At 70.2% G+C, this 22,224-nt stretch carries 16 protein-coding genes, 2 tRNA genes and 2 pseudogenes; 7 read left to right on the top strand and 13 right to left on the bottom strand.

The genetic code is table 11. The features are described from left to right. Window positions 1-517: 517 nt before the first annotated feature. Window positions 518-590: transfer RNA gene (locus tag OG828_RS25760), tRNA-Arg, on the bottom strand. Between the two features lie 193 nt (window positions 591-783). Next, a tRNA-Ser gene (locus OG828_RS25755) sits at window positions 784-874 on the bottom strand. 169 nt (window positions 875-1,043) lie between these two features. On the opposite strand from OG828_RS25755, the gene OG828_RS25750 reads away from it, so the two are divergent. Beyond that, window positions 1,044-1,517, top strand: coding sequence for an SSI family serine proteinase inhibitor (locus tag OG828_RS25750; RefSeq protein WP_328502445.1), 474 nt, complete (start codon window positions 1,044-1,046; stop codon window positions 1,515-1,517). A 330-nt stretch (window positions 1,518-1,847) separates the two neighbouring features. Beyond that, window positions 1,848-6,584, top strand: coding sequence for a hybrid sensor histidine kinase/response regulator (locus OG828_RS25745; protein WP_328502444.1), 4,737 nt, complete (start codon window positions 1,848-1,850; stop codon window positions 6,582-6,584). 114 nt (window positions 6,585-6,698) lie between these two features. On the opposite strand, the gene OG828_RS25740 is transcribed toward OG828_RS25745, so the two are convergent. Then, the gene (locus tag OG828_RS25740; RefSeq protein WP_328502443.1) at window positions 6,699-7,277 is read right to left on the bottom strand and encodes a TetR family transcriptional regulator; all 579 of its coding nucleotides are present in this window, start codon (window positions 7,275-7,277) and stop codon (window positions 6,699-6,701) included. Between the two features lie 128 nt (window positions 7,278-7,405). On the opposite strand from OG828_RS25740, the gene OG828_RS25735 reads away from it, so the two are divergent. Further along, window positions 7,406-8,716, top strand: a complete 1,311-nt coding sequence (locus tag OG828_RS25735) for an MFS transporter (RefSeq protein ID WP_328361516.1) — start codon at window positions 7,406-7,408, stop codon at window positions 8,714-8,716. Window positions 8,717-8,868: 152 nt separating this feature from the next. On the opposite strand, the gene OG828_RS25730 is transcribed toward OG828_RS25735, so the two are convergent. Then, complete coding sequence (locus OG828_RS25730) at window positions 8,869-9,270, bottom strand: hypothetical protein (protein WP_027741163.1); 402 nt, start codon at window positions 9,268-9,270, stop codon at window positions 8,869-8,871. A 65-nt stretch (window positions 9,271-9,335) separates the two neighbouring features. Next, a pseudogene (locus OG828_RS25725) lies at window positions 9,336-10,345 on the bottom strand (IS5 family transposase). 34 nt (window positions 10,346-10,379) lie between these two features. Here OG828_RS25725 and OG828_RS25720 point away from each other — a divergent pair. Next, window positions 10,380-10,757, top strand: a pseudogene (locus OG828_RS25720) (transposase); the annotation flags it as partial. Window positions 10,758-10,836: 79 nt separating this feature from the next. Further along, entirely contained in the window at window positions 10,837-11,688 is an 852-nt protein-coding gene (locus tag OG828_RS25715; protein WP_328502441.1) for a maleylpyruvate isomerase family mycothiol-dependent enzyme, read from the top strand. Window positions 11,689-12,023: 335 nt separating this feature from the next. Here the strand turns inward: OG828_RS25715 and OG828_RS25710 are convergent, their stop codons facing one another. Next, entirely contained in the window at window positions 12,024-12,494 is a 471-nt protein-coding gene (locus OG828_RS25710) for an AAA family ATPase (RefSeq protein ID WP_328502440.1), read from the bottom strand. 115 nt (window positions 12,495-12,609) lie between these two features. Between OG828_RS25710 and OG828_RS25705 the strand changes: the two genes are divergently transcribed. After that, a complete protein-coding gene (locus tag OG828_RS25705) occupies window positions 12,610-13,146 on the top strand; it encodes a GNAT family N-acetyltransferase (protein WP_328502439.1) in 537 nt (178 codons plus the stop codon). A 71-nt stretch (window positions 13,147-13,217) separates the two neighbouring features. Here the strand turns inward: OG828_RS25705 and OG828_RS25700 are convergent, their stop codons facing one another. Next, window positions 13,218-14,861 carry a long-chain fatty acid--CoA ligase gene (locus tag OG828_RS25700; protein WP_328504942.1) on the bottom strand — a complete coding sequence of 548 codons (1,644 nt, stop codon included), beginning with the start codon at window positions 14,859-14,861 and terminating at the stop codon, window positions 13,218-13,220. Between the two features lie 332 nt (window positions 14,862-15,193). Between OG828_RS25700 and OG828_RS25695 the strand changes: the two genes are divergently transcribed. Then, entirely contained in the window at window positions 15,194-16,315 is a 1,122-nt protein-coding gene (locus OG828_RS25695; protein ID WP_328499797.1) for an IS630 family transposase, read from the top strand. Here OG828_RS25695 and OG828_RS25690 read toward each other — a convergent pair. The 6 genes from OG828_RS25690 to OG828_RS25665 form a co-directional block, all read right to left on the bottom strand. After that, window positions 16,312-16,860: a SigE family RNA polymerase sigma factor gene (locus OG828_RS25690; RefSeq protein WP_210573748.1), complete on the bottom strand. Its 549-nt coding sequence runs from the start codon at window positions 16,858-16,860 to the stop codon at window positions 16,312-16,314. The two genes, OG828_RS25695 and OG828_RS25690, sit on opposite strands and share 4 nt — an antisense overlap. A gap of 274 nt (window positions 16,861-17,134) precedes the next feature. Further along, a complete protein-coding gene (locus OG828_RS25685) occupies window positions 17,135-18,298 on the bottom strand; it encodes a lipid-transfer protein (protein ID WP_328439800.1) in 1,164 nt (387 codons plus the stop codon). Continuing rightward, window positions 18,295-18,741, bottom strand: coding sequence for a MaoC/PaaZ C-terminal domain-containing protein (locus OG828_RS25680; protein WP_328439798.1), 447 nt, complete (start codon window positions 18,739-18,741; stop codon window positions 18,295-18,297). The genes OG828_RS25685 and OG828_RS25680 overlap by 4 nt, the downstream gene beginning before the upstream one ends. After that, on the bottom strand, window positions 18,729-19,955 hold the full coding sequence (locus tag OG828_RS25675; RefSeq protein WP_328502438.1) for an acyl-CoA dehydrogenase: 1,227 nt from the start codon (window positions 19,953-19,955) through the stop codon (window positions 18,729-18,731). Before OG828_RS25675 ends, OG828_RS25680 begins: the two co-directional genes overlap by 13 nt. A gap of 1 nt (window position 19,956) precedes the next feature. Then, the gene (locus OG828_RS25670; RefSeq protein WP_328504941.1) at window positions 19,957-20,862 is read right to left on the bottom strand and encodes a bifunctional MaoC family dehydratase N-terminal/OB-fold nucleic acid binding domain-containing protein; all 906 of its coding nucleotides are present in this window, start codon (window positions 20,860-20,862) and stop codon (window positions 19,957-19,959) included. Between the two features lie 47 nt (window positions 20,863-20,909). Beyond that, complete coding sequence (locus OG828_RS25665) at window positions 20,910-22,085, bottom strand: acyl-CoA dehydrogenase family protein (protein ID WP_328502437.1); 1,176 nt, start codon at window positions 22,083-22,085, stop codon at window positions 20,910-20,912. Window positions 22,086-22,224 lie beyond the last annotated feature (139 nt).

Here is a 22,224-nt window from a genome sequence, read left to right as displayed (position 1 = left end):
GCCACGGCCCTGCGCTGAGATGGCGTCAGCTCCTCCAGGAAGCTCAGGCCCGGGAGGCGACGCCGCCCTCGTTGCCGCCACGGACGCGGCGGAAGAAGGGCCCGCCTATGTTGGCAGGGTGGATGTTCCAGGCTGCGCTGCCTCCGGTGCCGCGGATGCGCTCCCAGAAGTCCTTCCCTTCTGTGGTTCCCGGTAACGGAAGCGCTGCGAAGAGGTCGATCAAGTGACCGTTGGCAGCTTGGCTGTACGCGGTGTCACAGGTTGCAGCAGCAGCAGCAGCGATTTCGGCGACGTGGCAGGCTGTTCGCTGCCGACACGCCGGTTCACGATCACGCTGTCCCCCTCGAGCCGCGGTCCGATACTCGGACCTGCCAGCATGCCGGCGCCGGGAGCCTTGGCGTGGGCGGGTTTCGGACGACTCGGGCCCCATCGCCAGCATCACCCCGAGCTGTACTTCACTGCGGTACGCCCATGAAACGCCAAAGGCCCCGGATCTCTCCGGGGCCTTTCACCTATGTGCACTCGGCAGGATTCGAACCTGCAACCTTCTGATCCGTAGTCAGATGCTCTATCCGTTAAGCTACGAGTGCTTGTGTTCTTTTGTTTTTGTCGCTGTTCTGGGCCCTGCTGGGCCGCTCGCGGCGACAGGAAGAACATTACATGACTGCCGCCGCCATGTGAAATCCGTTTGCTGTAGCCCTTGTGACCTGCGGAAACGAGGTTCAGGGGGGCCGGGACGGGCGAAGCCCCGGTCGGGTGGACCGGGGCTTCGGTGATCTTGCGCGGAGGCGGAGGGATTTGAACCCTCGATGGGCTTTAAGGCCCAAACCGCATTAGCAGTGCGGCGCCATAGACCGGACTAGGCGACGCCTCCCGCACAGCCGCTCGCGCGAGCGCGAGTGGTGCGTGCAGATGATGACACAGTCGAGCGTGGTGTCACCAATCGCCCCCCACGGTACTAGGCAGGCAGGCCGCAGGGCAAAGGGCTTGAGGTGCGGCGGGGCGGGGCGCAACCGTGGGGGCCGTACGGCGTTAGTCAGGTCATGTTGCAGGTCAACCGGGCCACCCGGATTCTCCTTACCGCCGTCGCCTCCGTCGCCGCGGCCGGTTTGCCGGCGGCGCCGTCGTCCGCCGCCGGTCATGTCGAGGCCGCTCCTCCGCCCGTCCGCGACGAGGACCGGAGCGGCGATCACCTGACCGTCTCCGTGCGGCACGCGGGCGGTGATGCGGACGGGACGTATGAGCTGTACTGCCATCCCGTCGGTGGCAGCCACCCCGAGGCGAGCGGTGCGTGTGCGGCCGTGGATCGGAGTACGCGGTGGGGGCGGGAGACCTTCGCTCCCGTGCCCGACGGCACCATCTGCACGATGCAGTACGGCGGCGACGCGACCGCCCATGTCACCGGAACGTGGGGCCGGCGGCCCGTCGACGCGACGTACAGCCGCAGTGACGGGTGCCAGATCGCCCGGTGGGACCGGCTAGTGCCGCTCTTGCCCGATCTCGCTCGGTCGTCCTGAGGTCGTGCCGCGACGTCGTCTTGAGTCGGCGGCGCGTCAACCTCGTGAGCGCCTCAACGCCTGCCTCATAGGCACTTCATTACGGAATCAGAGGCGCCGTAAAAGTCCCGCGAAGGTCTCGCGACGTGACGGTGGGGCGAAAACGCAGGGTGACGCGTTCTGGGTCGTCTTCCGCGTCACGTCGTCGTCACTTCGTCGTGCGACCTCCCTCTCATCCGGCGTCGCGAGCGCAACCGCAGCCCTTAGACTCCCTCGCGTGACACACCGCGGGCGGGTTGGCAAGATGGCCGGAGCGGTGGGCAAGGTGCGGTAACAGGGAGGAAGCGTCTCGTGAGCAGCAGGCCATCCCGAGGCGCTGCTCGCCTCGCAGCCATACTGGACGCGCTTCCCGACGCGTTGGTCCTGGTCAACGCCAATGGGACCGTCGTAAATGCCAACACCATCGCGCTCGAGGCGTTCGAAACGCCGGGGACCGCGCTCGTCGGGCGGGGACTGCTCGACCTGCTGCCGGAGTTCGACTCCAAGCTCATTCCCGGGTCCATGCGGCGGCCCGATCACATGGACCCGCGCGGGCGGACCAAGCCGACGCGGATGACCGCCCGCCGGACAGACGGCACCGAATTCCCCGTCGAGGTCACCAGCGCGAACCTGGAGAACGGGCAGCAGGCCTACGACGGCTACGGCTACACCTCCGACGAGCTGCTGATGCTCGTCGTACGGGATCTGTCGGGGACTGTCGACACCGAGGCCGAGCTGGCTCGGTCACAGCGGCAGACCGAGATGATTCTGCGGGCCGCCTCCGAGGGTGTGGTGGGGACGGACACCGACGGGCGGATCGTGCTCGTCAATCCGGCGGCCGCTCAGATACTGGGTTATCGAGCCAGCGATCTCGGTGGACGCGAACTGCACGACCTCATGCTGCACTCGCGCGCCGACGGCACGCCGTTCCCGTACGCGGAGTCCCCGCTCGCCGACACCCTGCGCTCCGGGCGCAAGCACCGGGTGCGCGGGCAGGTGTTGTGGTCGAAGAAGGGCGAGAAGGTCCCGGTCGACCTGACGACCGCGCCGGTGCGCGACGGTGACCAGCTCGTCGGCGCGGTGCTGACCTTCACCGACCGGCGGCCGTACGACAGCCTCGCCGAGGAGAAGGCCGCCGCCGACAAGAGCCACGCTCAGGAACTGGAGCGGCTCGGTGAAGAGCACGCCTCCGATCTCACCGCGCTGCGCCAGCAGCACGTCACCGAGCTCGAGGAGCTGCGCGAGCAGCACGAAGAAGAGCTCGCGGCCGGCGAGGACCGGTATGCCGCGCTCGCCGAGCGCGAGAAGGACCGGTTCGAGGCGCTCGCCGGGCGGCATGAGCAGCTGCTGACGCTGCTCGGGCGGTCCCTGCGCGGGCCGCTCGACGAGTTGCGGCGGGAGATTTCGGCCCTTGCCGCCGATGACGCCGGGCAGCTGTGGCCCGAGGCCAACCAGGTGCTCCATCATCTGTCCGCCGGGTACTCGCGGATCACCCAGCTCATCGACAACGTCCTCGCGTATCAGCTGATCGACGCGGGCAGTGAGCAGATCGTCCGTACGAAGGTGATGCTCGACGCCGTCGTCGCCGCCGGTGTCGACGGGGCCGTCGAGCTGATCGGACCGGGGCGCGTGCAGTTCGCCGTCCACGCGCCGCCCATCGAGGCCGAGGTCGATGCGGCCCGCCTGGCCACCGCGCTCGCGCATCTCGTCGCGGATGTCGCCGGGGTCGACGCGACCGGCAACTCGCCCGTGTCCGCGGGCGGTTATATGGACAACACCGTTGTGGTGGCGGCGGCGCAGCGCGGTGAGGTCGTACGGATCGAGGTGCGCGGGCCGTACGCCGGGGGAGACCCCGTGCACGAGCCGATCGTCCGCGGGATCGTACGGGCGCACGGCGGTGTGCTGCAGACGCATGAGGTGCCGGGGATGAGCGGGAGCGCGTTCGTCCTGGAGGTACCGATCGGCGGCGGGGCGGGTGCGGTGCCGGCTTCGGACGCCGCGGCTGCTGAGCCGCAGGAGGCCGAGCAGACCTCCGTCGGCGGACGGCGGCGGGCCCGGCGGTCCTCCGTGGACGCCTTCCTGGAGAGTGAGGTGCCGGGCGGCGGCGGTGAGTCCGGTGGCTCCGGGGGGTCCGAGGGTTCGGCGCCCACCGGACGGCGGCGGAGGCGTGCGGTCGAGGGGGCGAGTGCGGCCGCGGGTACGGCCGTTGTTCCGGCTCAGGCTCAGGCTTCGGGTGACGGGTCCGGCGGTACCGGGCGGCGGCGGGGGCGGCCTGCCGAGGGTTCGGTTGCGGGTACGGCGCCCGGTGCGGGCCTCGAGCTCGCTGCCGGTGTGTCCGAGGGTGCCGTCGTCACGGCCGCCGAGCATGCCGCCGGGGCCGCGGCCTCCGGGTCCGGCCTGGGCGGTACGGTGCCGCCGCAGGGCGTGCCCACGTCCGACGGTGGTGGTGGTGCCTTGCCCGCGGGGCAGCGAGCCCAGCAGGCGTTGCCGGCCGCGCTGCCCGCCGCTCCCAACGGTGCCGCCGCGGAGAACGCGCAGCCGACCGGGCGACGCCGGCGTGCCCTGGCCGCCGCCAACGAACGTGCCGCCGCTCAGGAAGCGGCCCCGCGCGCGGTGTTCGCCCTGCCGCCCGCCGACGCCGACCGGGCGCCCGTAAGCGCCGAGGGGCAGGCGCCCGTACAGATGCCCGCTCCCGGTGCGGCCGGGGACGCACAGATCGACGACGGCCGGCACGACGCCGTAGCGCACGATCAGTCCGACGACCACACCCCGCCGCAGCCGCATCCCACGAACGCGCCCACGGGACGTCGGCGGAGGGCGGTCGCCCAGCCTGCGGCTGCGGAGCCGACGGGGGCTCCGGTGCAGCAGGGTGCCGGGCAGGGTGTGCCTGTGCAGGCGGGGCAGGCCGTGGCCGGTCAGGCCGGTGCGAACGTGCCTCCCCAGGGCACCGGGGTTCCGGGCCATGGGCAGGGGCCTCACGGACAGGGGCCGGGGCAGGCCGTGCAGGTGCCACCCGGGCAGCCGATTCCGGCGACGCCGACAGCGCACGCGGCACCCGGGCAACCGGTTCCGCAACTCACGCCCCAAGGGCAACCGGTTTCCGGACACGCGCCCCAAGGGCAACCGGTTCCGGCAACACACGCGATCGAAGGCGCAGCCGCCCCAGGGCAGCCAGTCCCCGGTCAGCCCGGCGTGAGTCCGTTGGCCCCGTCGACGCAAGCCGGTGTTCCTGGCACGCCGCAGCCAGGACAGGCAGCAGCCGTACCCGGTCAGCCGGCCGTGGGCCCGCCCGCCGTGGGTCAGCCCGCCGTGAACGTGCCCCCGCAGGGTGCCGCGGCTCAGCCGCAGGCCGTACCGACGGCGGGCCCCGGTCAGCCCGTACAGGCGAGCCCGGCGACGCAGCAGCCGGTCCCCGCGCAGGCGGGTCCCGCACCTGCGGCCCAGGCTGCTGCCTCGGCTGCCCAAGTCGCCCCAGGCGCCCCAGGCACCCCCGCGCAGAACTCCCCCGCACAGCAGCCCGGCCTCCCCGCTCCGCAGCCCGGCCTCCCCGCTCCGCAGCCCGGCCTCCCCGCTCCGCAGCCCGCCCTCCCCGCTCCGCAGCCCGCCCTCCCTGCTCCGCAGGCCACCGGCGTCCAGCCGTCAGGCTCTGGCCCGCACACCGCCCCCGGTCAGCCACTCCCCGCGGAGGCCGCGCCCGGCGTGCAGACCGGTGCACCTCAGGGCACGCCCGCCCAGCCGTGGCCCGGCGCCGACAGCAGCTCCGGCGCGGGCGCCCCCGCACCGGCGAACGGGGCCGCCCCCGCGCCGATGCCGCCGAACCCGACCGGCGCCGCCGTGCCTCCCAACGGCGCCGCCACCCCCGTACCGCCGAACGCGCCCCTGCCCCCCGAGAACGCCGCGGCGCCGCAGCGGGCCGCTCAGCCGCTGCCCGCCGAGGCGACCGCCGCCGCTCCCGTGGACCCCAACTCCACGCAGGGGCGGGCGATCAGTGTGCGGACGTTGGGGCAGGGGGTGCCGTTCAGCAGGCAGGCGGCGCAGGTGCAGCAGGCGGCGTCCGCGCCGGCCCCGCCGCAGACGAGCGGCGGTCGGCGACGGAAGCTGGGTACGCCACCCGACCGGCCCGACCAGGCGGCCCGGCCGCATCCCTCGGGCGAGCAGACGTCGGCGCGCGGTTCCCGGCTGGCGCAGTCCACCGAGGCCGCCGGACGGTCGTACGCCATAGGCGCACCGGACGAGAACGCCGCCGAGGGGCCCGAGCCGCTGGACGGTCCCGGTGGGGCCGTCGAGGTGAAGGAACCGCCGCGACCGCAGCCGATGGACGACGAGCTGCCGCCGGAGCCGCTGGACAATCCGCGCCGGCTGCTGGTGTGGCCCGCGCCGGACGTGACCACGCAGCAGGCGCTGAGCGATCGCGGGTACCGGCCGGTCATCGTGAACTCGCGCGAGGAGGTCGACGCGCAGATCGCGGCCTTCCCCGCCGCGCTGTTCGTCGATCCGCTGACCGGGCCGATCACACGGACGGCACTCCAGTCGTTGCGGCAGGCGGCGGGGGCCGCGCAGGTGCCGGTGATGGTAACGGCCGGACTCGGGCAGGCGACGCGGGAGGCGGCGTACGGCGCCGATCCGGCCGTACTCCTGAAGGCGCTCGCGCCTCGCGACAGTGAGCAGCATCCGCCGCGTGTGCTGCTGATCGAGGAGCATGCGGAGATCGCGCTGGCGCTGACCGCGACGCTGGAGCGGCGCGGGATGCAGGTGGCACGGGCGGCGAGTGATGCCGACGCGGTGACGCTGGCGGGGCAGTTCCGGCCGAATCTCGTCGTGATGGATCTGATGCAGGTGCATCGGCGGCAGGCCGGGATCGTCGACTGGCTGCGCGCGAACGGGCAGCTCAACCGCACCCCGCTCGTCGTCTACACCGCCGCCGTCGACCAGGCCGATCTGCCGCGGCTGGCGTCGGGCGAGACCGTGCTGTTCCTCGCCGAGCGCTCCACCAGTACGGAGGTCCAGAGCCGGATCGTGGACCTGCTCGCGCGGATCGGGACGAACTAACGAACCAGGGCGTGCGGCAGGGGCAAGGCAGGCAGGCGCTGCTGATGCGCCGGACAGGTCCTATGGGCCTATCGGTCGTCCTATAGCCCTACAGGTCCTGCCGGTCTGCAGGTCCTAGGGGGCCGTCAGTCTCCGCGCCGCTTCCTTGATCGACGTGCGCAGGCGGTCGCGGTCGGTGTCCTCGCCGCCGGCCAGGATGCGCCTCATCTGGGGGACGACCACGGCCCAGTTGGCCAAGGCTGTCAGGAGGAACAGCAGGTCGCGGGCCGGGATGGCGTTGGTGACGACACTTCGGTCCTGGCCGTCCTGGAGGGCGGCGACCTTGCGGGCGTAATGGTCCTGGCGTTCGGATTCGTCGGGCAGCTCCGCGGTGCCGTACTCCAGGCCCTCCCAGAAGAGCAGGCGCAGCAGCTCGGGGTGGGCGGCGTGGTAGTCCATCAGGCGGTCGATCCAGCCCTCGAGGTCGTCCGGGTCGACCGGGACGGATTCGGCGAGGTCCAGCATCTTCTTCTCGAGGACGCGCGCGAACAGCTCGGCCTTGTTGCCGAAGTAGGCGTAGATCAGCTGCTTGTTGGCCCTGGCCGCGGTGGCGATGCGGTCCATGCGGGCGCCCGCGATGCCGTACCGGGCGAACTCGGCGACCGCCGCGTCGAAGATCCGGGCCCTGGTGGCTTCGGGGTCTCTTGCTGCCATGGGGACAGGGTAGCGGGGGAGTAACCAACTGTTTGGTTGACGGGAATTCGGGGGTGGCGCATGCTGTTGGGCCTGACATCAACCAACTAGTTGGTTGCTAGAGCCCACTCGAAGGAGTCCCTCCGCTCATGCCGTCAGCCGTCCCCAGCCAGAACACGGCCGTCGCCTCGCCGGGCCACCAGAAGGATCGGAGCCAGCAGGCCCAGCAGGGCATTCAAGGCCAGCAGGGCGATCAGGCACATCAGGGCCAGCAGGCTCATCAGGGTCAGCAGGCCACCCAAGGCCGGGAATCCAAGGCCCCCACCCTCTTCCTCGTCCTCATCGCCGTCTGCACCGCCGTCACGGCCGCCAACATCTACATCGCCGCCCCACTGCTCCCCCTCATCGCCCGCGACTTCGGCACGACGCCCTCGGCCGTGGCCTGGATCGCCTCGGTCGCGCAGTTCGGCTACGCCGCCGGCCTGCTCTTCTTCGCCCCGCTCGGCGACAGCGTGAACCGGCGCCGTCTGGTCGCCCTGCTCTCCCTGGCCACCACGCTGGCGCTGCTCGCGGGTGCCGCGGCCTCCGGCACGGACGCCCTCGCGGCCGCCGTGTTCATCGCCTCCGCCGCGACGGTCATACCCCAGCTACTCGTTCCGCTGGTCGCGGCCCGTGCCCCTGCCGCACGCCGTGCCCGCCATGTCGCGGCCGTCATCGCGGGGCTGTTCACCGGGATCGTCGCCGCGAGGGTTCTCGGCGGGCTGGTCGGACAGGCCTTCGGCTGGCGGGTGGTGTTCATCGGGGCCGCGGTCCTGACCGCCGTACTCGGTCTGGCCACCGCGCTCGTCCTGCCGGATGAGGGGCGGCGCCGGCGCATGGGTCCGCTGTTCGCCGGGCTCGTCTCGCTGCCGGGGGTCGTGCGCGGCTCGCCCGACCTGTGGCGCGCATGCCTGCGGCAGGCCGGGATGTTCGGTGCCTGGAGCGCGCTGTGGACCTCGCTGGCCCTGCTGCTGACCGGGGAGTCGTACGACCTGACCACCGCCACCGCCGGGCTCTTCGGCCTCTTCGGTCTCACGGCCAGCGCGGTCGCGCCGCTGGCGGGCGGCCTCGTCGACCGCTTCGGCGCCGCCAGGGTCGTACGGTCCGCGTTTCTCCTCGCCGCCGTGTCCGTGCCGCTCTTCTGGCTCGGCGGGCAGGTGATGTGGGCCCTGTTCGTCGCCGCCATCGTGATCCACGCGGCCCTGGTCGCGTCCCACGTCGCCAACCAGACGCTCGCCCTGACCACCACCTCCACCCCGGCCACCGCCAACACCGCGTATGTCGTCGCAGGTTTCGCGGGCGGCGCGATCGCGTCCGCGCTCGCCGGGAGCGCCTTCAGCCACTGGGGCTGGGGCGGGGTGTGCGCGGTGGCGGGGGTGTGGCTGGTGTTGGGGTGGGTGACTACTTCGATACGACGGTGAGGCGGGCGTCCGCCGGGAAGGGAACGTGGGTGCCCTGCCCGGCGCACGCTCCGTACGTCAAAAAATCCCTGAGGGCAGATCCAAAGAATGGTCGCCCCTCCAGCTCGGGCAGGCCGGGCCAGCGATCGCCAGAATGCTCGCTTGCGAGCGCCTTACAAGGAACTCAGAGCGTCCAGCGACGCCACGGGAACGATGCCGTCCGCCCGACGAGCCAATGCCTCATCGATCGTGACCAGCGCATCAGCCTGAAGCCGCGTCACGGCGAGGTATTCGGCGTCCCCGATAGTGTCCCACCCCTGCTCCCGGGCGATCCGCCAGGCTGTGCGACGGGAGACCCGGTCGCCCAGCAGCCGCATCTTCACCTCGGTCAGGCGCTCGTGCATTCGCAACGCCTCGACCTCGTCGAGCTCGCCGCATCTGACCCGTTCGAAGAGCAGCGAAAGTGCCTGCGACCGCACGGGATTTGGTGCGACAAGCTGATGATCGGGACTGATCTGCACACCGGTCGACACGATGTGCAGCAAGGTCCTGGCATCGACCACATAGCGCGTCATGGCTCGCAGAATACGGCAGGGCATCCCCCGCCCTCCCGAACCTGTCGATGCAGATTGAGTCGTGATCAACGGGTCGTTCGGGTGAGATCTTTGATCCAGATCATCGAGGCACGAAGGTGTAGGCCCGCGAGGTAGCTGTCTGGGGTCTTGTCGTATCGGGTGGCGACACCCCGCCAAGCCTTAAGCTTGTTGATCAGGCGCTCGACGATGTTCCTCTCCCGGTAGAGGTCGGCGTCGTGGCTGACCGGCCGGCCGCCCCCGGAGCCCTTCTTCCTCCGGTTGGCAGCCTGGTCCTTCTTCTCCGAGATCACTGCCTTGATGCCGCGCCTGCGCAGGTGGGTCCGGTTGCCGCGGGAGGAGTAGGCCTTGTCTCCGGCGACCGCGTCCGGCCGGGTGCGGGGGCGCCCGACGAGGCCGCGGACCCGTAACTTCTTGAGGACGGGGATGAACTGCGGGCTGTCCGCAGCCTGGCCCGCGGTCAGCACGAACGCCAGCGGGCGGCACTGGCGGTCGGCGGCGAGGTGAACCTTGCTGGTCTGCCCGCCCCTAGAGCGTCCCAGGAGGGCGGCCTTCAGCCGGAGTTTTCGCCGACGCCGGATACGTCGCCGCTCTTCACGCCCGGGATCGGTCTCGGTGTCCTGTCCGTCTTGTTCTTCGAGGCCGCCCCTTTTGACTTGGCCTTTTCCGCCTCGACGGCAGCCTTCTCCAGGGCGGCGAGGACGTCCTCGCCCAGGTGCATCCCAGCTGCATCGTGGTGAGCGCGCGCGGTGGTGGAGTCGATACTGACCAGGGACAGATCCACTGCACCCCGCTTCGCGGCTTCCGCGATCAGACCCTCCAGCGAGGCCTCGAAGACGCCGGCGTCACGCCCACGCCACTGCCGGAAGCGGTTGTGAACGGTCGACCAGGCGCCGAACTCCTGCGGCATCTCCCGCCACTGTCCACCGGTCTTGAACCGCCAGATCACGCCCTCGAATTGCTGCCGCAGCCGCTCGGGATATGGGCCGTACCTGCCGATCGGCAGGTACGGCCCTATGAACTCCCACTCCGCGTCAGTCAGTTGCACTCGCGTCACGCACGAAGGTCTACCGGTCCAATACGCGCCCTAGTACCGGGGCCGCCGGGGACAGCCGAAGGGCTTCGGCTGGCGGGACCTGCGCGACCGGGTGGTGCGGGCCCGCATCCAGCTCGGCGGGCCCATCGTGCTCGTCCGGGACAACGTGCGCCTCCATCTCACCGCAGGGATGCCGGAGTTCATCGCTGCGAACGCCACGTGGCTCACCGTCTTCCAACTGCCCGCCTACGCACCCGGCCTGAACCCGCAAGGGGGCATTTGGTCGCTGATCAAACGCGACCTCGGCAACCTCGCCGCAGCCGACCTCGCCCAGATCGCCCGGGCCGTGCAGCGCAGACTCAAGCAGATCCAGTGCCGGCCCGCCCTGGTCGACGGCTGTCTGGCCGGCACTGGCCTGATGATGAGCGACTGACCGACATGCCCCCCTCCCGTCTGTGAGGTGAGGGGGTATTCGATGGAAGACCGAGCCTCCCGGCTGACAGGCTTTGACCATGAGTCTCCAGCCCAACGACGTATCCGACCCCACTTGGCTGGGTAAGCCGATCGACACTCGCCCGCTGTTCGGGCCGGAGCTGGCGTCGCTCCTCGACGTGCTACGCGGTCTGCGGCGCGATGAGTGGAGCAGGGCCGCGGTCCCGGGCTGGACCGTGCACGATCTTGCCGCCCACATCCTCGGCGACTACCACGGCCGTCTCGGCTGGAGCACAGAGAGCCACCAGCGCGCCGTGGCGGCCGGAGAGACGCTGGAAGGGTTCATCCACCGGATCAACCAGGAATGGATCGACCTCCATGCCGATCACAGCCCCGCCCAGCTCATCGAGGCGCTGGAACTGGCCGGGACCCAGGTCACCCGTCAGTTCGAGGGCACCGACCTCGACGCAACGGGCCTGGGAGTGTCCTGGGCAGGGGCCGACCCGGCGCCCAAGTGGCTGGACGTCGCTCGGGAGTTCACCGAGTACTGGACCCACCGCCAGCAGATCCGCCACGCCACCGGCCAGGACACTGACCCGGAGCCCCACGCTCTGGCCACGGTCCTGGACACCTTCATGAGGGCACTGCCCCACACACTGCGTCACACGCCCGCACCCGCCGGGACACAACTCCAGGTGGCCATCGATGAGCCGGCCATGGGCACCTGGACCGTGACCGCCACCGCGGACCGCTGGTCACTGGCCGAAACGCCCACCGGTCGGCCGGCCGCATCAGTACGGCTGGACCCAGAGACCGCCTGGCGACTCTGCACCCGCGGCATCGAGCCTGGCACTGCCCTCGCCCGAGCCCACATCAGCGGAGAACGCCAACTCACCGAAGCCGCCTGCCAGATCGTGTCCATCGTCTACTGATGGACGCTGCCGCGACGAGGGCCATTGCCCCGGCGTGTCACCGGCTGTCACAGCTGGCGGACCGACATCACACATTCAAGTTCAGTAGCAAAGCGCGGAATCGGCTTCAAGGTGATCACCGGTGCTCTCAGCACCGTGGACACCACGTCTGCGGATGGGCGCCCGTTCTTCCCGATCATCGGTGCCGTGGCCGAGTTGAGCGGTCCCTGATCAAGGACCGGCCCACGTGGGTCTGGAAGCGGCCAAGGCTCAGGGCCGGACAGGCGGCAGTCCGTCTGTTAGTAGTGTGGACGATCACGCAATTCCCCAGACGCCGGGTGCTGCTTGTTCCGAGGTCAGGGCATTGTGAGTTCTTCCAGCTGTTGAACGACGCGCTCGATGGATGCGGTGGCGTCGATCTCGACGGTCGCGGTCGCACGCAGCAGCGGTTCGACGGTGGCCAGGTGGTGGAGTACGGCGGCCCGTTCTTCGGGCCGCTTGCCGTAGGGGTTGGTGGTCCGGGCTGCGATGCGGGCCAGCAGCACATCGGCAGGTGCGCTCAGCAGCACGATCTGGTCGAACAGTGGATAGAACCGGCCTTGGTTGGTCTTGCATCCGGCAACGAAGAGGCTGCCCTCGCCGTGGCTGCTGAGCAGGTCGGTGATGGCCTGCTCACGCCATATCCAGTCGGCAGAACCGTCCGGCAGTGTCGCCCAATGACTCCAGGCGTCGGCATCGGTGTCCACCGTCCTGTGGCCTCGCCTGCGCAAGTGATGGAGTGCCGTCGACTTGCCGGTGCCAGACATCCCGGTGATCAAGACCTTCACGGAGCGAGCCTATGTTGAAGGAAAGAGGGAAGGTGGCGAGCATGAGCACGTGTGCGGTTCGCTCTTGAAGACGACATGCTGAAGTGGACATGATCTTCTTATGAGTCGGCCCTCGGTGACCCTAGGCAAGATCGCTTTGGAGGACTGGGCGGCCATTCACTCATGGGCGTGTCTGGGAGAGGCATGTCGCTATCAGCCGTGGGGGCCGAACACAGAGAATGAGACGCGGGACTTCGTGGAAGGCGCGGTCAAAGCCTGGTCGGACAGCCCCCAGCGCCGGTTCCCCTACGTGGCCCGCTTCGGGCGGAACGTGGTGGGCATGGGTGAACTGCATGTTCGCAGTGACATCCAGCGTCAGGGCGAGATCTCTTACATCGTGCATCCGCGTGTCTGGGGGCAGGGCATCGGGGCAGAGATCGGGCGGCGGCTTCTTGCTTATGGCTTCGGCGAGTTGGGGCTCCATCGGATCTATGCCACTTGTGACCCGCGGAATGTCGGCTCGTCTCGGGTGCTGGCCAAGCTCGGTATGACGCATGAGGGACGCCTGCGTCACACCCAGTTGATCCGCGACGGTTGGCGAGACTCCCTGATCTTCAGCATTCTCGAGGATGAATGGCGCTCCGCCGCGCAGAGCACTGCACCGGCTGAGTGATCGGCGCTGAAGCGAGCGTGAACGACAAGAGCCCCCGACGGCGGCCAGGGGCCCTACGCAGCTCAGCAGAGTCAGCTGAGCTTGGTCACGTCGAGCTTCCCCAACCGATGCGCTTCGCGAATCTTCTTCTTGTCGAACTTGCCGACACTCGTCTTGGGGACGGCCTCGATGATGGTCCAGCGCTCCGGGAGCTGCCACTTGGCGATCTTGCCCTCGCCGGCGAGGAAGGTGCGCAGGGTCTCGAAGTCGGCGATGGCGCCCTCCTTGAGGACGACTGTGGCGAGCGGGCGTTCGCCCCACTTGTCGTCGGGGACGGCGACTACGGCGGCCTCGGCGACGTCCGGGTGGGACATCAGCGCGTTCTCCAACTCGACCGAGGAGATCCACTCGCCGCCGGACTTGATGACGTCCTTGGCGCGGTCGGTGAGGGTGAGGAAGCCGTCGGCGGAGATCGTGCCGACGTCGCCGGTCTTCAGCCAGCCGTCCTCGCTGAACTTGTCGGCGGGGCGCAGGGGTTCGGCCCCCGGGCCGTTGTAGTAGGCGCCCGCGATCCACGGGCCGCGTACCTCCAGCTCACCCGCGGACTCGCCGTCCCAGGGGAGACGCTCGCCGCCGGGGCCGGTGAGGCGGGCCTCGACGCTCGCGGGGAAACGGCCCTGGGTGAGGCGGTAGGCGAACTCCTCCTCCGTGCCGACCGCGTGGGCCGGCGGGCGGGCGATGGTGCCGAGCGGGGAGGTCTCCGTCATGCCCCAGGCGTGGCAGACCCGCATGCCGAGCTTGTCGAACGCCTCCATGAGCGAGGGCGGACAGGCCGAGCCGCCGATGGTGACCTGGGTGAGGGAGGAGACGTCACGCGGGTGGGCGGTCAGCTCGGCGAGCAGGCCCTGCCAGATGGTCGGGACGGCAGCCGCGTGTGTCGGCTTCTCGCGCTCGATCATCTCGGCGAGCGGGGCGGGCTGCAGGAAGCGGTCCGGCATCAGCACGTTCACGCCGGTCATGAAGGTCGCGTGCGGCAGGCCCCAGGCGTTGACGTGGAACTGGGGGACCACCGCCAGCGAGATGTCCTGGTCGGTCAGGCCCATCGACTGGGCCATGTTGACCTGCATGGAGTGCAGGTAGATCGAACGGTGGCTGTACACCACGCCCTTGGGGTCGCCCGTCGTCCCGGACGTGTAGCACATGGCCGCGGCTTGGCGCTCGTCCAGCTCCGGCCACTCGTACGTCGTCGGCTTCCCGGCGATCAGCTCCTCGTACGCGTGCACCTGCGGGGCGGCGTCCGCGAGCAGCGACAGGTCGCCGGGGCCGGACACCACCACGTGCTCGATCGTCTTGAGGTGCGGCAGCAGCGGGGCGAGCAGCGGCAGCAGCGAACCGTTGACGATCACCACCCGGTCGGCGGCGTGGTTCACGATCCAGGCGAGCTGCTCGGCCGGGAGGCGCAGGTTCAGCGTGTGCAGGACCGCGCCCATGGAGGGGATCGCGAAGTACGCCTCGACGTGCTCGGCGTTGTTCCACATCAGCGTCGCCACGCGCTCGTCGTCCGCGACCCCGAGGTCGTCGCGCAGGGCGTGCGCCAGCTGGGCCGTGCGGGCTCCGATCTCGGCGAAGGAACGCCGCTGGGGCTCCTCGCCGGTCCAGGTGATCACCTGTGATGTGCCGTGGATCGTCGACCCGTGGGTCAGGATCCTCGAGATCAGCAGCGGTACGTCCTGCATGGTGCTCAGCACGGCGTCCTCCCGGGGGCGACATTGCCTACGCGGTAGTAAGGGTTGCGCTGATTCTGCTCACATACCGCGCGGTATGTCACTAGGCGCGGACGATCGATCACGTCGATCACGTCACGTTGCGTCCACCGTGAGGGGACGGTACGGCCCACCAGACGACCTTGGCGCTCCGACCACCGGAACACCGGGCAGGCGGACAGGCGGACAGGCGGACCAACTGGTCCGGCCGGACCGGCCGACCGCCCGCCGGGCCACCGGACAGCCAGAGTGCCGCCCGCGGGGGCCCTAGTGTCCTGCGCCAGTAGTTGATCGTTAGTTGGTGTGTGACTTCTACTGCTGGTGCGTCAGTTCCTCGTCGGGGCCCGAAGCTGCAGCCGTTGCTGCTGTCTGATGACGAGCGGGCGGTGTTGGAGCGGTGGACGCGTCGGGCAACATCGGCCCAGGCCCTGGCCCTGCGAGCGCGGATCGTGCTGGCGTGCGCGGGGCCGGAAGTACCGCCGATTGTCGCGGTCGCCCGCGAGTTGCGGGTGGCCGCGGACACGGTCCGCAAGTGGCGGCGGCGCTTCCTCACCCAGCGGCTGGACGGACTGGTCGACGAGCCCCGACCGGGCCGGCCGCCCACCATCAGCGTCGATCAGGTGGAAGCCGTCGTGGTCACCACGCTGGAACAACTGCCCAAGAACGCCACCCACTGGTCGCGGAAATCGATGGCGCAACACAGCGGCCTGTCGAAGTCCACGGTCGGCCGGATCTGGCGGCAGTTCCAGCTCAAGCCGCATCTGGCGGACACCTTCAAGTTGTCGACCGACCCGTTGTTCGTGGAGAAGGTCTACGACGTCGTGGGCCTGTACTTCAACCCGCCCGAGGGGGCGGTGGTGCTCTCGGTGGACGAGAAGTCGCAGATCCAGGCCCTGGACCGGTCCCAGCCGGTGCTGCCGATAATGCCGGGCATGCCCGAGCGGCGCACCCATGACTACGTGCGCAACGGGCTGACCACCCTCTTCGCTGCCTTCGACGTCGCCACCGGTGAAGTCATCACCGCCCTGCACCGTCGGCACCGGGCTGCGGAGTTCAAGAAGTTCCTGATCCGGATCGACAAGGAGGTGCCCGCACAGCTGCAGGTCCACCTGATCGTGGACAACTACGGCACCCACAAGACTCCAGCGATCAAGGCCTGGCTGGCGAGACACCCGCGCTTCGAGCTGCACTTCACCCCGACCGGCTCCTCCTGGATCAACCAGGTCGAGCGGTGGTTCGGCTACCTCGCGCACCAGATGATCCGCCGCGGCGCACACAAGAACATCCAAGCCCTCGAGGCCGACATCCGCGCCTGGGTCAAGGACTGGAACGAAGACCCTAAACCGTTCATCTGGACCAAGACCGCCGAAGAGATCCTCGACTCCCTCGCCCGCCTCTGCCGACGGATCTCTGGCGCAGGACACTAGCGAACCAGCAACAGCTCCGCGTCCTCGCGCAGCTTGCCGAGGGCGCGGGACACCGCTGACTTGACCGTGCCCACCGAGACTCCGAGCACCTCGGCCGTCTGGGCTTCGCTGAGGTCCTCGTAGTACCTCAGGACGACCATCGCGCGCTGCCGTGCGGGCAGTTTGGAGATCGCCCGCCACATCGCGTCGTGCAGCGCCTGCTGTTCGGCCGGGTCGTCCCCGCCGGGGACCGGCTCGGGCTCCGGCAGCTCGTCGCAGGCGAACTCGTCCACCTTGCGCTTACGCCACTGGGATGTCCGGGTGTTCAGCAGCGCCCGGCGCACATAGCCGTCGAGCGCGCGGTGGTCCTCGATCCGCTCCCAGGCGACATACGTCTTGGTCAGCGCCGTCTGCAGCAGATCCTCCGCGTCGCTCGGGTTCGCGGTGAGCGACCGGGCGGTACGCAGCAGCACCGGCTGGCGGGCCTTGACGTACGACGAGAACGACGGGTACGTCAGCGACCGCGTCGCGGCTTGGGAAGCGCTGGTGCAGACGGTTGTGGTCATGGCTCCACGCTATGAGCGACCCCCTCTCCAGCGGATCGGCCGCAGGTCCCGAAGCGCACTCCCCCTCAGGTTGTAGGGGTGGTGCCGACTGCACCTCCTGAAGGTGGACCGGAGGAGGACACCTACTGCGGGTTTACCCCTGGGGGCTACGACCAGGGTGCCGGGTCCTGTGCCTTTGCGGCCGGCATGGGGCCCGGCATGGCGGCGGTCCCCTGACGCCGGTCCCCGGTCCCCGTGCGGCAGCCCCGGCCCGGGTTCCCCCACGGCACCTGCCTCACGCTCCCTCCAGGACCAGCCCCGACGTCGGCACACCTGTCCCCGCGGTCACCAGGACCCGGCCGGCCCCCGGTATCTGGTTGACGGATGTACCCCGCAGCTGCCGTACCCCCTCGGCGATCCCGTTCATCCCGTGCAGATACGCCTCGCCCAACTGTCCCCCGTGCGTATTGACCGGCAGCCGCTCCTCCGCCATGAAGTCAGCGGCCTCACCCTTTCCGCAGAACCCGAACTCCTCCAACTGCATGAGCACGAACGGTGTGAAGTGGTCGTACAGGATCCCCACATCGATGTCGGCCGGGGTGAGCCCGGAGCTGCCCCACAGCCGGCGGGCCACCACGCCCATCTCCGGCAGGCCGGTCAGGTCGTCCCGGTAGAAGCTGGTCATCTGCTCCTGAGCACGCCCCGCCCCCTGGGCGGCGGCTGCGACGACCGCTGGGGGGTTCGGCAGGTCGCGGGCCCGCTCCACGGAGGTGACGACGATGGCCTGACCGCCGTCCGTCTCCTGGCAGCAGTCCAGCAGCCTGAGCGGTTCGGCGATCCAGCGCGAGGCCGCGTGGTCGGCGAGGGTGATCGGTCTGCCGTGGAAGTACGCCGCCGGGTTGGTGGCCGCGTACTTGCGGTCCACGACGGCCACATGCCCGAACACCTCCGGGGTCAGCCCATAGGTGTGCAGATACCGCTGAGCCACCATCGCCACCCAGGAGGCCGGGGTGAGCAGCCCGAACGGCAGGGACCAGCCCAGCGCCGCGCCCTCCGCCGACGGCTCCCGGTGCTGCACACCCGAGCCGAACCTCCGGCCCGACCGCTCGTTGAACGCGCGGTAGCAGACCACCACCTCGGCCACGCCCGTGGCGATGGCGAGTGCCGCCTGCTGAACGGTCGCGCAGGCCGCTCCGCCGCCGTAGTGCACCCGGGAGAAGAAGGACAGCTCGCCCATCCCGCAGGCCTGCGCCACCGTGATCTCCGGGCTGGTGTCCATCGTGAACGTGACCATCCCGTCCACATCCCCCGGTGTCAGCCCCGCGTCGTCCAGCGCCGCCCGCACCGCCTCCACGGCCAGCCGGAGCTCACTGCGGCCCGAGTCCTTGGAGAACTCGGTGGCGCCGATCCCGACGATCGCGGCGCGCCCGCCGAGGGTGTCCGGGGTTCGGGTGCTCATCGCGCACCCCCCGTCGGTACGGTGACCGTCACCGTGCCGGTCACATGTCTGCCGATGCCGTTGTCCCCCACGACCCGTACCGTCGCGGTGTCGCCGTCGAGCTCGTCCACCGTCCCCGTCAACACCATCGTGTCTCCCGGGTAGTTGGGTGCGCCCAGCCTGATCGCCACCTTGCGCAGGACGGCTGTCGGGCCGAAGTGGTCCGTGATGTAGCGGCCCACCAGGCCGTTGGTGGTCAGGATGTTCATGAAGATGTCGGGGGAGCCCTTCTGGCGGGCCAGTTCCGCATCGTGGTGCACGTCCTGGTAGTCCCGGGAGGCGATCGCTCCGGCCACGATGAGCGTGCGGGTGATCTCGATCTCCAGCGGCGGCAGTCGGTCGCCGACCCTCGGCAGTCGGTCGTCGACCCTCGGCAGTCGGTCGCCGGTCCTCATCGATCCCATGCCTCGCCCTCCTCCCCTTCCTTGATCAACTCGCCCAGTTCCTGCAGTAGTTCGTCGCCGCATCCCAGATATGCGTCCAACTGCCGGCCCCACAGGAAGTGCCGGTGCACCGGATGGTCCAGGTCGGCTCCCGCGCCGCCGTGCAGATGCTGGCCCGCGTGGACGACGCGGCTGCCCGCCTCGGACGCCCACCAGGCGGCGGCCAGCGCATGCGAGGCGTAGGGGAGCCCGGTGTCGCGCCGCCACGCCGCCTCGTACGCCGTCACCCTTATCGCCTCCGTGTCCATATACGCGTCCGCTGCCCGGAGTTGGACGGCCTGCTTGGTGGCGAGCGGTCGCCCGAACTGCTCCCGGCTGTTCGTGTGCGCCACGGCCCGCGCAAGGGAACCGGCGCAGACACCGGCCTGGAGACCGGCGAAGGCGGTGCGGGCAATGGCGAGGACGTCGGCGTAGGCGTCGGGTCCGGCGGGGTGTTCGGCGCCTACGCCGCCGATCTGTCCGGCGCCAACGCCGCTGAGGCGTTGGGCAGTGGGGCCGCTGAGGTGCTCGGTGCCGCCGAGCCGATCAGCACCGGGCCCGCCGAGCCGTTCGACACCGGGGGCGCTGAAGTGCTCGGTGCCGCCGAGCCGTTCGGCACCAGGCCCGCCGAGCAGCTCGGCGTCGGTTCCCTCCAGTACGAGTCGCCCCGCCGCCCAGGGCGCCGATAGTTCGACCGGCTGCCACTCCACGTGGCTGGCGGTCGGCACCAGCCATAGATTCCGGTCCGCGTCGGCCACCAGGACATGCGTGGCGTCCCGCAGCCAGGGCACGACGGGGACCGTGCCGGTCAGCTCGCCGTCCGCAGCCGCCCGTACCCCTCCCTGTGCCGGAAATGCCCCGCTGACCACCACCGAGCCGTCGATGATCCCCGGCAGCAACCGCTCGCGCTGCTCCGCCGTGCCGTGGGACGACACCGCCAGCAGTCCGTACACACATGTGGCCGCAAAAGGCACCTGGGCCGTCGTCCGGCCCTGCTCCTCCAGGAGGAGGACGAGGCCCAGGAGGCCCACCTCCTGGACGGCGCCGATGAGTCCGGCGGCGCACAGGGCCTTCCACAGCTCCGGGTCGCTGTCTGTTCCGGCGGCCGTCAGCCGTTCGTGCGTGGCGAGGTCGCCGAAGATCCGCGCGGCCAGTTCCTGGGCGGCGGCCTGCTCCTGGGTGGGCGTGAAGTCCATGTCAGACCTCACCCTCCGGGACCCGGAAGACGGGCAGGACCAAGGCACCGCCCGGATCCTCGTACCGCTGGAATTCGAGCCGTACCGGCAGGCCGATGCGGACCTTGTCGTACGGCACCCCCACCACGTTGCTGATCATCCGCACGCCTTCCGCCAGCTCGATCAGGCCGACGGCATACGGAGGATCGAGGGCCGGGAACGGCGGGTGGTGCATCACGACGTACGAATAGACCGTGCCCTCGCCGCTTGCCTCCACCGTGTCCCAGTCCAGGCCGCCGCATGCGTTGCACCCCGGCAGCCAGGGGAAACGCAGGGTCGTGCAGCCCGTGCAGCGCTGGATGAGGAGCTGATGCCGGTCCACTCCTTCCCAGAAGCCGGCGTTGTCGCGGTTGATCACCGGCCGGGGGCGGGGGGCTTTCGGCGTCTTCCGCACGGGGGCGTATTTGAGGATGCGGAAGCGGTGGGTGCCGACCAGGTCCTGTCCCACCCGGACGTCCATGCGGGTCGTGACGAAATACCCCGTGCCCAGCTTGGTCGTCTTGCGGTCCGACACCGACTCGATCACCGCGTCGAAGGTGATCTCGTCGCCGGGTCGCAGGGGACGCAGATACTCCTGCTCGCAGTCGGTGGCGACGACCGAGGTGCAGCCCGCCTCGTCGAGGAGGGTGAGCAGGTCGTCGTACGCCTGGGAGCGTCCCGTATGCCCGGAGAGGCCGCCCATGGTCCATGCCTGGAACATGGTGGGCGGGGCGATGGCGTCCGGCCCCGAATACGCCGGGTTGGTGTCGCCCAGCGCCTCGCACCAGTGCCGGATCATCGGTTCGTTGACCGGATCCTTGCCCGCGCGCGCGACGGCGGTCGCCCGCCCCTCGAACGCCTTCAGCCGCGCCCCCAACTCGTCCTGCACCTCGCTCACCCCCGTCCCCTGTCCGCTCACCGCCGTCCCTTGTCCGCTCACCGCCGCCCCCTCGTCATCCCGAGCCGCATCGTCGCGACGATCTCCCGCTGCACCTCGCTCACCCCGCCCCCGAACGTGTTGATCTGCGCCGCCCTGTTCAGCCGCTCCAGCTCGCCGTCCCCGAACGCCCCCGGCGACCCCGAACGAACCAGCCCTGCCAGCCCGTCCGTCCCGATCGCGTGCTGACATATTCGGTACACCGCCACCGCCGATTCGGTTCCCGCGACTTTCACCCCGCTCGCGTCGCCGGGCGCGAGGCGGCCCGCCCCCACATCCCCCACCAGACGCCAGCTGAGCAGACGCGATGCCGCCAGCCGGGCATGTGCCTCGGCCAGCCGCGAGCGCACCCACGGCTCGTCAACCCGGCGCCTCCCCGTCACCGGATCGGGGGTGCGTACGGCGTTCAGCGCGGCCGTGTAGAAGTCCTCGGCCTGCATGCCGAGCGCGGCGAGGGCGACCCGCTCGTGGTTGAGCTGGTTGGTGATGAGCGTCCAGCCCTCGTTCTCCGCGCCGACGAGGTTGCCGGCCGGGACGCGGACGGCGTCGTAGTACGTGGCTGTCGTGGTCTGCCCGCCGACCGTCTCGATCGGCGTCCAGGAGAAGCCGGGGGCGTCGGTGGGGATGAGGAGGATCGAGATGCCACGGTGTTTGGGGGCGTCAGGGTCGGTGCGGCAGGCCAGCCAGATCCAGTCGGCGTGCTGGGCGCCGGAGGTGAAGATCTTCTGCCCGTCGACGAGCCAGTCGCCCGCGCCGTCCCGTACCGCCCGGGTCCGCAGCGACGCCAGGTCGGTCCCCGCCGACGGCTCGCTGTAGCCGATCGCGAAGACGAGTTCCCCGCGCAGGATGCCCGGCAGGAAGGCGGCCTTCTGCTCCTCGCTGCCGTACTTCATCAGGGTCGGCCCGACCGTGTTCAGGGTGACCATCGAGACGGGCGCGCCCGCGCGGTACGCCTCGTCGAAGAAGACGAACTGCTCGTCCGCGCCCCGGCCCTGACCGCCGTACTCGACGGGCCATCCGAGCCCCAGCCAGCCGTCCGCGCCGATACGACGTCGCAGTGCGCGCACGCGCGCGTGCTCCTCAACAGGGGGCGGTCCGTCCGGCATGAGGGCCCGGAAGTACGTACGCAGCTCGGCGCGCAGCCGCCGCTGGCGCTCGGTGGGGGCGAGGTGCACGGTGACGGCCCTCCGGGACGTCGTACGGGCTGAGGGTTTCTGACTGTCCGTCAGATACCGTGCTCTGTCAAGGTCGTCGCCCGCGCCCGGAAAGCGCCTGTCTCACGCGGAAAACGCCTGCGCGGCGGTGCCGAAGCAC

The sequence above is a fragment of the Streptomyces sp. NBC_00457 genome (assembly GCF_036014015.1).
GTDB lineage: Bacteria > Actinomycetota > Actinomycetes > Streptomycetales > Streptomycetaceae > Streptomyces.
The sequence above is the reverse complement of the archived record's forward strand: the minus strand, read 5'-3'. Positions and strand labels throughout refer to the sequence as shown.

Coding starts and splice junctions, on each gene's coding strand:
- OG828_RS25750 (WP_328502445.1), top strand. CDS start 1,044: ATGTTGCAGGTCAACCGGGCCACCCGGATTCTCCTTACCGCCGTCGCC.
- OG828_RS25740 (WP_328502443.1), bottom strand. CDS start 7,277: ATGGCAGCAAGAGACCCCGAAGCCACCAGGGCCCGGATCTTCGACGCG.
- OG828_RS25735 (WP_328361516.1), top strand. CDS start 7,406: ATGCCGTCAGCCGTCCCCAGCCAGAACACGGCCGTCGCCTCGCCGGGC.
- OG828_RS25730 (WP_027741163.1), bottom strand. CDS start 9,270: ATGACGCGCTATGTGGTCGATGCCAGGACCTTGCTGCACATCGTGTCG.
- OG828_RS25715 (WP_328502441.1), top strand. CDS start 10,837: ATGAGTCTCCAGCCCAACGACGTATCCGACCCCACTTGGCTGGGTAAG.
- OG828_RS25700 (WP_328504942.1), bottom strand. CDS start 14,861: ATGCAGGACGTACCGCTGCTGATCTCGAGGATCCTGACCCACGGGTCG.
- OG828_RS25690 (WP_210573748.1), bottom strand. CDS start 16,860: ATGACCACAACCGTCTGCACCAGCGCTTCCCAAGCCGCGACGCGGTCG.
- OG828_RS25685 (WP_328439800.1), bottom strand. CDS start 18,298: ATGAGCACCCGAACCCCGGACACCCTCGGCGGGCGCGCCGCGATCGTC.
- OG828_RS25680 (WP_328439798.1), bottom strand. CDS start 18,741: ATGGGATCGATGAGGACCGGCGACCGACTGCCGAGGGTCGACGACCGA.
- OG828_RS25675 (WP_328502438.1), bottom strand. CDS start 19,955: ATGGACTTCACGCCCACCCAGGAGCAGGCCGCCGCCCAGGAACTGGCC.